General features: G+C 70.2%; 11 protein-coding genes. 4 read left to right on the forward strand and 7 right to left on the reverse strand.

Annotated features, from left to right (window positions below; translation table 11 throughout):
* Positions 1 to 222: hypothetical protein (locus tag E1287_RS39905; protein WP_207934745.1), on the reverse strand; the 222-nt coding region annotated here is incomplete at its 3' end.
* A gap of 71 nt (positions 223 to 293) precedes the next feature.
* Here E1287_RS39905 and E1287_RS39910 point away from each other — a divergent pair.
* Positions 294 to 530, forward strand: coding sequence for a hypothetical protein (locus E1287_RS39910; protein ID WP_131970789.1), 237 nt, complete (start codon positions 294 to 296; stop codon positions 528 to 530).
* Between the two features lie 48 nt (positions 531 to 578).
* On the opposite strand, the gene E1287_RS39915 is transcribed toward E1287_RS39910, so the two are convergent.
* Positions 579 to 1,379, reverse strand: coding sequence for a hypothetical protein (locus tag E1287_RS39915; RefSeq protein ID WP_131970791.1), 801 nt, complete (start codon positions 1,377 to 1,379; stop codon positions 579 to 581).
* 9 nt (positions 1,380 to 1,388) lie between these two features.
* Positions 1,389 to 1,637: a hypothetical protein gene (locus E1287_RS39920; protein WP_131970793.1), complete on the reverse strand. Its 249-nt coding sequence runs from the start codon at positions 1,635 to 1,637 to the stop codon at positions 1,389 to 1,391.
* Between the two features lie 856 nt (positions 1,638 to 2,493).
* On the opposite strand from E1287_RS39920, the gene def reads away from it, so the two are divergent.
* Positions 2,494 to 3,039, forward strand: coding sequence for a peptide deformylase (gene def / locus E1287_RS39925; RefSeq protein WP_131970795.1), 546 nt, complete (start codon positions 2,494 to 2,496; stop codon positions 3,037 to 3,039).
* On the opposite strand, the gene E1287_RS39930 is transcribed toward def, so the two are convergent.
* The gene (locus tag E1287_RS39930) at positions 3,036 to 4,631 is read right to left on the reverse strand and encodes a CocE/NonD family hydrolase (RefSeq protein ID WP_131970797.1); all 1,596 of its coding nucleotides are present in this window, start codon (positions 4,629 to 4,631) and stop codon (positions 3,036 to 3,038) included. The two genes, def and E1287_RS39930, sit on opposite strands and share 4 nt — an antisense overlap.
* Before the next feature lie 33 nt (positions 4,632 to 4,664).
* Between E1287_RS39930 and E1287_RS39935 the strand changes: the two genes are divergently transcribed.
* Positions 4,665 to 5,585, forward strand: coding sequence for an arginase family protein (locus tag E1287_RS39935; protein ID WP_131970799.1), 921 nt, complete (start codon positions 4,665 to 4,667; stop codon positions 5,583 to 5,585).
* On the opposite strand, the gene E1287_RS39940 is transcribed toward E1287_RS39935, so the two are convergent.
* From E1287_RS39940 to E1287_RS39950, 3 genes are all read right to left on the reverse strand, one after another.
* The gene (locus tag E1287_RS39940; protein ID WP_131970801.1) at positions 5,582 to 6,715 is read right to left on the reverse strand and encodes a hypothetical protein; all 1,134 of its coding nucleotides are present in this window, start codon (positions 6,713 to 6,715) and stop codon (positions 5,582 to 5,584) included. The two genes, E1287_RS39935 and E1287_RS39940, sit on opposite strands and share 4 nt — an antisense overlap.
* 78 nt (positions 6,716 to 6,793) lie before the next feature.
* Entirely contained in the window at positions 6,794 to 7,396 is a 603-nt protein-coding gene (locus tag E1287_RS39945) for a DJ-1/PfpI family protein (RefSeq protein ID WP_131970803.1), read from the reverse strand.
* 2 nt (positions 7,397 to 7,398) lie between these two features.
* The gene (locus E1287_RS39950) at positions 7,399 to 8,358 is read right to left on the reverse strand and encodes a DJ-1/PfpI family protein (RefSeq protein ID WP_131970805.1); all 960 of its coding nucleotides are present in this window, start codon (positions 8,356 to 8,358) and stop codon (positions 7,399 to 7,401) included.
* 309 nt (positions 8,359 to 8,667) lie between these two features.
* On the opposite strand from E1287_RS39950, the gene E1287_RS44400 reads away from it, so the two are divergent.
* Positions 8,668 to 8,820: a hypothetical protein gene (locus E1287_RS44400; protein WP_165969426.1), complete on the forward strand. Its 153-nt coding sequence runs from the start codon at positions 8,668 to 8,670 to the stop codon at positions 8,818 to 8,820.
* Positions 8,821 to 8,936 lie beyond the last annotated feature (116 nt).

Below are 8,936 nucleotides of genomic sequence, written 5' to 3' on the forward strand. Positions count from 1 at the left end.
GGTGGTGGTCCGGTGGGCGAATTCGGAGGCGGCGGTGCGGCGGGCGAACTCACCCGCCAGGGCGCGGCCCAGGACGTCGTCGTCCGGATGGTGTTTTTCCAGGTAGGCGAGGGCCTCGGCGAGTTCCCCGGCGGTCAGTCGGCGCACCGGTTTCGCGGCCCAGCGCGGGAGCGCGGGATCCGGACGTCCGGGCGGCGGCGCCGCGCGCGGTTCCGTGTTCACGTGTCACACCCTTTCCTTTTCGGCGGCGCGGCGGCGGGTGACGCATTAGCCGCCTCGAATAGGATCGCCGCGTGCATTGGTGGAGCCAGCAGGCCTTTGACGCCGCCGCGGAGGCGCAGGCCGCCGATCCCTCGCCGGGGAATCTGATGGCGGCCGCCCAGGTGCAGGCACTGGTCTCGGTGGCGGAGGCATTGCACCGCATCGCGTCCGTCCTGGAAGAACGGGACGGCGCCGAAAGTGCGCCGCATCCCCGCTCGCCCCGTACGGGCCCGGCGGAAAAGCGGTCGGCGCCCGTCCGGCCGGAATAGTGAAATACCGGTGCACCCGCGGGGAGCACACCGGTATTTCATGGCGTCTCAGACATCGCTGAAGGATTTGCGTTCCGTCCTGCCGTTCGAGCTCGCGGCGAGGCGGGAGGTCTTCGCGGTCGGCGGCCGCGCCGGGGCGGGGTCCGCGGCGTACTCGGCATCGGGCACCGGGGCGGTCGGCCGCTCATCGGGCGCGGCGGGGCGCGGCTCCTCGCGCGGACGGTCCCGCAGCCGCCGCGCCGCCTGCCGGATGGCGCGCTCGCCGACCAGGCGGGTCAGCTCCAGGCCCCAGCAGTCCAGCTTGTCGGCGTCGGTGAGGTCGTCGCGGCCGCTGAGCTCGGCGGCGAGCCCGCCGAGCCGCTGCGCCTCGGCCAGGTCGAACTCGCGCATCAGGTGGCAGCACAGCTCGGCGAGGGCCGCGTGGTCGCGCTCGAACGACAGTCCCGCCAGGTCGTTGTGCGACAGCCTGCTGAGCGCCCGCTTGCGTTCCAGCTCGCCGTCCGTGATCCGCAGGACGCCGTTGAGGAGCGCGATGGGGCCCGTGCCGACGGCTCCGCTCTGGGCGGGGGCGAACGACATGCGCAGCACGGCTGCGGAGCCGATCCCGGCGGCGATCACCTGGACGACCACGAGGCTCGCGGGGGGCATCGTCGCGGGGAGCCCGAACGTCCAGCCGGACGCGGTCACCGCGATCAGCGCCACGGTCGACGCGCTCGCGTTGACGAAGACGAACAGCAGCCCGCCCGGGGACAGGGCCGCGGTGATCGGCTTGTCGCGGTACCGCGCGACCAGTTCGGCGAGGCCGATCGCGCCGCCGATCAGGGCGGCGAGGAACATCTCGACGGTCATGGCCTTCCTCTACGCGCTGCGGGCGGCCAGCCGGCCGAACGGGGACTCCTCGGACCGGCCGCGGCGCGCCGGCAGCGCCGCGGGACGTTGCCGCGCCGCGAGCTCGGTACGGGTGACCTCCAGGAAGACCAGCAGCCATTCCCCGGGGCCCGCCGCCAGTCCGGTGTGGGTGCGCAGCGCCTGCTCGCGCGCGCCGAGAAATGCCAGCAGCCATCGGGTGGGGCCGGACGCCCTGGGGGCTCGAATTCGTGAATGCATGGGGAAGACCATTCCGGAGCCGCATCCGCAAGTCGACGTCCGCCGGGTCAAATCTTCGCGACCCGACCCGTTCGCCGCGTCCATTTCCGACGGGCCTGCCGTTACGCCGGAAACGTCCGGCGGCATGAGCTGATCTTCTTTCCATTGCCCGTCGGCCAATGCCGTTTCAACGGACGCGGGAACTCCTTGACGAAGAATTCCGGTTCCGCCGGGCGGTGGAGATCCCCGGCCACGTCCCGCTGAACGTCCCGGAGAACCGTCCGGGCCTGTGGCGGAAACGGCCGCGCTCGGGCAGGGGCGTGCCGTCGGGTTCCGGATCTGCCGTGTTGCGGAGACGCTCGGTGAATGTCAGGCGGTGGGGCAGGTGCCCCGGTATTCGGCGATGCCCCGGCTCCGGCGCCGACTCCGTTCCGGGTAGAAGAACCGCTCCAGGGCGCGAGCGGGAAGGACGCGAGCGAGAAGAGAAGGCTTTTGGCGTCCAGGGGTCATGACCACGGACTCCTGGGACGCGACGCCCGGTCGGGCGAACGGACGGAGGGGCCACTCCCCCGAAGTGACCCCTCTCCCCCCGTTCCGCTGCGCCGGCCCGGGCGCGTACACAGGACCGGCCGCTCCCCCCGAAGCGGCTCGCACCGGCCGTTCAGCGGATGCGTCGAACGTAGCGAGCCGCGGGCGGCGGCATCGCCGCTTCCGGCCCGTCCATCGATGAGCGGGCGGCTGCGTGCGACGAACGGAACACGCTCCGCGTCCGGCCGGTGGCGCAGCGCGACGGGAGATGCCCGGCATGCGGCGGTCACCCTGGGTAGCCTGTTTCGCGCGGCGTGCGAAGAACGCCCCGACAGGAGGAGCGCAGGCGATGTCAGGACAGGTGCGGCCGATCACGCTGGTGGGGACACCGGTCCTGCACCGGCCGTGCAGGCCCGTCGAGGACTTCGACGCGGCGTTGAAGGACCTGGTGGACGACATGCTGGCGAGCATGTACGAGGCGGAAGGGGTCGGCCTGGCCGCTAACCAGATCGGTGTGGACCTGCGCGTCTTCGTCTACGACTGCCCAGACGAGGACGGCGAACGGCGTAGGGGAGCCGTCGTGAACCCCGTCCTGGAGTTGCTGGCGCTGGAGAACCGGCGTCTGGACGATGGCGACGAGGGCTGCCTTTCCGTGCCTGGTCCGCATGCGCGCCTGGCCCGTCCTGACCGTGCGACCGTCCACGGCTATGACGTCAGAGGCACGGCTATCACGGTGGAAGGGACGGGCCTGCTCGCCCGATGCCTCCAGCACGAAACCGACCATCTCGAAGGCCGCCTCTACATCGACCGCCTTTCAGCACGCGCGCGCAAGAAGGTCCTCAAGGAGTACGAGTCCCTCCAGGCCGAAGCCGAACCCGACGCGCTCCCCGGCTAGGCGTCCCAGACGGGCAGGTGGACGGCCGACGGGCGGGCCGCGTCGCGGAAGACCTCGACGTGGACGCGCCGGGACGCGACGGCCCGGGCGGCGGGCTCGCCGGTGCCGTGGTTGCGCGCGAAGCGGGGGAACGCGCCGCCGGCCAGCATGACGCGGAGCCGGTGACCGGGCCGGAAGCGGTACGCGGTCGGGTGCATCTCGATCTCGGCTCTGACGACGCCCGGCGATGTTATGCGCAGAATGCCGTCGGTGACGTTGCGGGAGACGCCGTAGCGGTCGACGTCGCAGAGCCGGACGAACAAGTCGCCGTGACCCGTGCTCATCCGGACGTGGATCGTCGCCGAGACCGGCCCGATCAGGTCGAGATGCCTCTGTAATGGCGCGGAGGTAAGGACGACCACGTCGGCACGGCCCTCAACACGCGAATTGTCGCGCTGCCCGCCTCGGCCAGGTGACAGGAGCGGGCCGCCAACGGTCGGGGTGGGGTCGAGAGGGTCGTAGGTGAACGTGGCGGGCTCAACGTCGGCGGGGACGTCCCAGACGAGAGATTGTGCAAGGTAAAGCGGTGTGGGACGGGTTTCGGGCGGGGGCCACTGGTCGAAGTCCAGCCAGCGGTCAGCGTGCTGCAGATGGAGCCTTACCGGCGCCTGGCGGAGTTGGGCTTTGTCACCGTTCAGGTGAGCGTCCAGCCAGGAGAGCTGGTCGTGGAGTGTGGCTCGAAGGGATTGCTTGTCGTGTCCCCAAGGGCCGATGGTGATGCGGACTTGGCGTCCGGCCGCGTGAAGGGCTGCGAAGTCGCGGAGCTGGCGGCGGAGGAAGAGGTCCCACCAGCCCGTCACCATCGTGGTGGGTGTGGTGGTCGCGGGAACGGCGGCGCTGTGGTCGGTGGCTTTCCAGAACTCGTCGCCGGGTTCTGCGTGGGCCGTGACCTCGCGGAGGAACGGTTCGGGACGTCCGATGGCCGCCTCGTCGGCCTCGCCTACGGGCAGGTGCCGCATCGCTTGGCGGACTCGTCGTTTGTGGAACGGCTGCCTGGTTCCGTCCTGCGTGCCCATCGATGACGACCACGCGAGCGTGTTGTGCAGGGCGAGCGCCCCACCCGGATAGAAGGAACTCACGAATTCGGACGCGGTGACGCCGACGCCCATCGCTTCCAAGGGCGGGTCTGCATAAGGCGCCACCGCCCACTCGGTGAACCCCAGATAGCTGGCCCCGACCATGGCGACCCTGCCATCGCACCACGGTTGGTCACGAAGCCACTTGAGCGTCGCCAGCCCGTCGTCCTTCTCATGGTGAAAAGCGCGGAACTCGCCACCCGATCCGTGCACGCCGCGCACGTTCTGCACGACGACCTGGAAACCGCGCCGTGCGAGCAGCCCGGCGAACAGCCGGATGACGGGCTGCCGCTTGCCGTACGGGGTGCGCATCAGCACGACCGGCAGCGGGCCCGAGCCGCGCGGACGGTACAGGTCGGCGACGAGCACGACGCCGTCCGGCATGGGCGCCCGCACGTCGCGGACGACCCCGTAGGGCCGCGGCGCGGCCTCGGGAAGGCGGAGGAGGCGCTCCATGACCCGTCCGGTGAAGGTCATCGGAGCTCCTTCGCCGTGTTCTAGATTGCAAGAATGATCGCAGTGCTCGACGCCCCGTCCAACCTCGGGCTCCGCCCGCCGCGCGAGGGACACGAGCCGGGGGTGCGCCGCCTGGCCCGTGCGCTGCGCGGGCACGGCATCCTCGGCCGCCTGAACGCCGAGGACGCCGGCCGCGTGGACCCGCCGCCCTACGTGTTCGGCCCGGACGAGGAGACCGGCTACCTGAACGGCCCGGGCATGTCCGACTATTCGGTGCGGCTCGCGTCACGCGTAGGGGAACTGCTCGACACGGGACGGTTTCCGGTCGTGCTCGGCGGCGACTGCAGCATCCTGCTCGGCCCGATGCTCGCGCTGCGCCGCCGTGGCGTGTTCGGCCTGGCGTATCTGGACGGGCATGACGACTACTCGCCACGGCGGGATCCGGCCACCTGGGCGGGACGGCTGACGGCGGGCGGGATGGCGCTCGGCCTGGTCACCGGCCACGGCCCGGACGCGCTCGCCGACCTCGGCGGGCTGCGCCCCTACGTGGCCGAGGAGCATGTCGCGCACATCGGCGTCCAGCGGGAGCCCGAGGACCACGAGATCGCCGACCTCGCCGCGTTCGACGATTCGCGCATACGCCGCTATCCGATCGAGTACGTCCGCGAGCACGGAGCGGACGCCGCCGCCGAGGGAGCACGAGCGCACCTGGAGGCCGCGCCCATCGAAGGGTTCTGGATTCACCTGGACGCCGACATCCTCGACCAGAGCGTCATGCCGGCAGTCGATTCACCCAACCCGGATGGTCTGTCGTTCGAGGAACTCACGTCTGTGCTGACGACACTGGCGGCGAGCCCGCGCGCGCTTGGCTTCCACGTGGGCATCTACGACCCCGAGCTGGACCCGGACGGCATGGCAGGCGCGGCACTAACGGACACGATCGTCACCGCGCTCTCCGAATCCGGTGTCGCCTAGGTAACCAGCAGACGCTCGTATTCATAGAGAACGCTTGCGAATTCGCCTGTCGGCACCTCGCACGCATGCCCAGGAAGCCACAGATGTTCCAACCGGACGGTCTGCACGTCCAGCCGTAGGCGACACGCGTTCCCCGAGTGCTCCCAGCCAGGACGCGCGTTACGTACAACGTCCAGATGATGCCGATGGGTCTGGACGTCATGAAGCAGGAACGCCATAAGGACGTGACGCTCCCCATACACCGACGGCGCGAACGCACCCGCGCTCAACGCCGCCCCCTCCAGGTCGACGCCAGAGTCAGCCAGCGCTGGGAAGAACACCCGCACGTGCTGAACAACGCCACCGACCTCTATCGGCTCACAGGGGAGACGCAGAACCGCCTCCGGGTCGACATAGCCGTGCACAGGGACACCAGCGACGACACCTGACCACGCTCCTGGCACCGCGCTGATGAAGCGTGCCTGCGTCAGGGTCTTCCCCAGTTCGGCCATGAGCCGTTCCAGGTCGATGCCACGCGGCATGAACGTCTTCGTGCCGCTACGTAGGCGTGTTCCGGACTCGTCCAGGACGGCAAGGTCGGCCCAGCACGCACCGGAACCGGTCTCAAGCACGCCATGCGGAAGGCACGCGTCCGGGTGCGGGGTGAGCCCGGCGACGTCCTCCAGGACGGCACGCGGCGTCTGAACCAGGCCCCAGCCCTGCGTCCGGGGCGACACGCCTCCCAGAGCGAGCGACGTCGCCATCGGTTCACCGGACGACGCCTCGCTCAGCGCGCGTTCGAGGTTGCGGCGGCTCTGCAGGGCGCCGACCTCCTGGAGGTACTCGTCCAGGCATTTCCGCAGGACGGCCGGGTCGAGATCGCAGGACGCCCATCCGGCGACGTCCCGCACCTGGACGATCGTCCCGTCGAAGTCGAGGCGGTGGTAGCGGTACAGCTCCTGCCACGGCTCGTTCAGCTCACCCGGGTCGCCGGGCTCACCGCTCACCCGCCCCCGGGCGCGGGCGATCGCGGACACGTCCTCGCCCAGGTCGTTGATGAGGAAGTCGCGCAGCGGGGCGTGCAGCGGGTCGGTCTCCACGGAGACCCGCACGCCGTCGCTGCGGAATCGCACCGGTAGCGATATCGCCATCCGGGTGATTATGCCGATAAGCGAAGATCATCACCTGTGTGGCGGAATGTTAGGCCCGATCAGGCCGCTCCACCGTCGCTACAGCGGCTCGTCGGCCAGGTAGGGCGGCGCGGGCTCGTACTGGATGTAGCGGCGCACCGTCCGCGCGTGGTAGCGGCCGTGGATGCGTCCGATCAGCCAGAGGGCCATGTCGATGCCCGCCGAAACGCCCTGGCTCGTGACGAGATTGCCGTCCACGACGTAGCGCGCGTCACGTACAACCGTCACGTCGCCACGCGCCTCTAGGGCGTCCTCCCACGACCAATGGGTCGCGACCCTCCGCCCCTTCGCCGGACCAGCCGCATGCAGCAAAACCGAGCCCGTGCACACGCTGGTCACCCAATCCGCCTGCTCGGCAACCTTAGCTATCCAGCCCGTGACGGACGGGTTCTCCAGTTGCGCTTCGCGTGCACCACGCCCGCCAGGCACTAGGAGAACGTCCAGCTTCGGATGGTCGTCCAGGACGTGGTCTGGCAGGACCCTCATCCCCTTATTGCAGCGGACAGGACCAGACTCCTCAGCGATGAGCACCGCCTTGTCGTCCTCCCCGCGCACCATCGCCGACGCGGTGAACACCTCCCACGGACCCACGAAGTCCAGTTCTTCGGCGTCCTCGAAGACCAGCAGCCCATACGTGGTCACAACTACACCCTCTCCTTCAAAAGGCCAGTTCCTCTGAACCGTTCTCTGTAGTCGGACGGCGCGACGCCCACATGCCGGTGGAACGCCCTGCGCAGCGTCTCGCCCGTCCCGAAACCGAGCCTCCGCGCCAGCGCCTCGACGGGCTCGTCACCCTCCGCCAGCGCCCGCCGCGCCGCCTCGACCCGCACCCGCTCGACGTACGCGGCCGGCGGGACGCCCAGCTCCGCCGTGAACCTCCGCTGCAGGTGCCGCGCGCTGAGCCCGGACCGTCCGGCCAGGTCGGCGATGCTGTGCCGGGCGCCCGGATCGGCCTGGACGGACGACACCGCCGCCCGGATCGGGTCCGACGCGGGCTGCGCCGACCACAGCGGGACGCTGAACTGCGACTGGCTCCCCGGCCGCCGCAGGAACATCACCAGCTCCCGCGCCACCTCGTGCGCCAGGTCCCGCCCGTGGTCGTCCTCGACCATCGCCAGCGCCAGGTCCATCCCGGCCGTGACCCCGGCGGACGTCCAGAAGCGCCCGTCCCGGACGAAGATCGGATCGCAGTCGACGTCCAGGCGCGGATACTCCCTCCTCAACTGCTCCTCGCGCTCCCAGTGCGTCGTGACGCGACGTCCGTCCAGCAGCCCGGCATCGGCGAGCAGCAGCACCCCGCTGCACACGGACGCGACCCGCCGCGCACCCGCCGCCGCGTCCGCGACCCAGCCGACAAGAGCCGCGTCCTTCAGCGCCCGGTCGACCCCCGTCCCACCGGCCACCAAGAGCGTGTCGACACCACCGGGGTCGAGATCGCCGATGCCGGCCCCGGCATGGACGGGCAGCCCTCCGGAAGCGGCCACCGGCCCCGCCGCGGGCCCGACGACCAGGCACTCGTACCGCCCGGTGATCCGGAACACCTCATGCGGCCCGGCCAGGTCGAGCACCTGGAACCCGTCATAGATCACGAACGCGACGCGCATGCCTCCAGGCTGTCGCCGTGCCCGCGCTGGCGTCAACGACGGGTACCCCACACATCGCGCCACCGCCGGATGAGGGCCCCGTCACACAATTACCGGGTTGACACAATTGGGACGGCTATGGCTAACTCTTAGGCATGGAGCTGTGATCATTCCTCCGGTTGAGCCGCCCGCCTGATGCCGCGGGCCCGCTCCCGACCACCTAACGGCGCCACCACCGCACCCACACTGCGACCAGCGCCGTCATGCCGCAAGAACTCTTTATCGGCCCCATTGTGGCCGAATTCGAACGTGCCCGGAGGTGTCCTTTCCATGCGTGCTCCGAAAAACCCCGAAGCGAACCCGTTCGCCAAGTCCAAGAAGAAGGGCAAGCGGAACAACACCGACTTCAGGTCGGCGAATTTCGCGAACAACCGGCGCAACGCCCGGCAGATGCCCACCCGGCAGCTCAACCGGGGCCGCTGAGCGGCTCCCGGCCCCGGTCCTCGGCGACCGGGGCCGGGAACTCCGCCCACGTGACCCCCCGGCCCTCGTCCAGCCGGAACCCCCAGCGGGACGAGAGCGCCTCCACGATCCGCATC

The organism is Actinomadura sp. KC06 (assembly GCF_004348735.1).
Classification (GTDB): Bacteria; Actinomycetota; Actinomycetes; order Streptosporangiales; family Streptosporangiaceae; genus Spirillospora.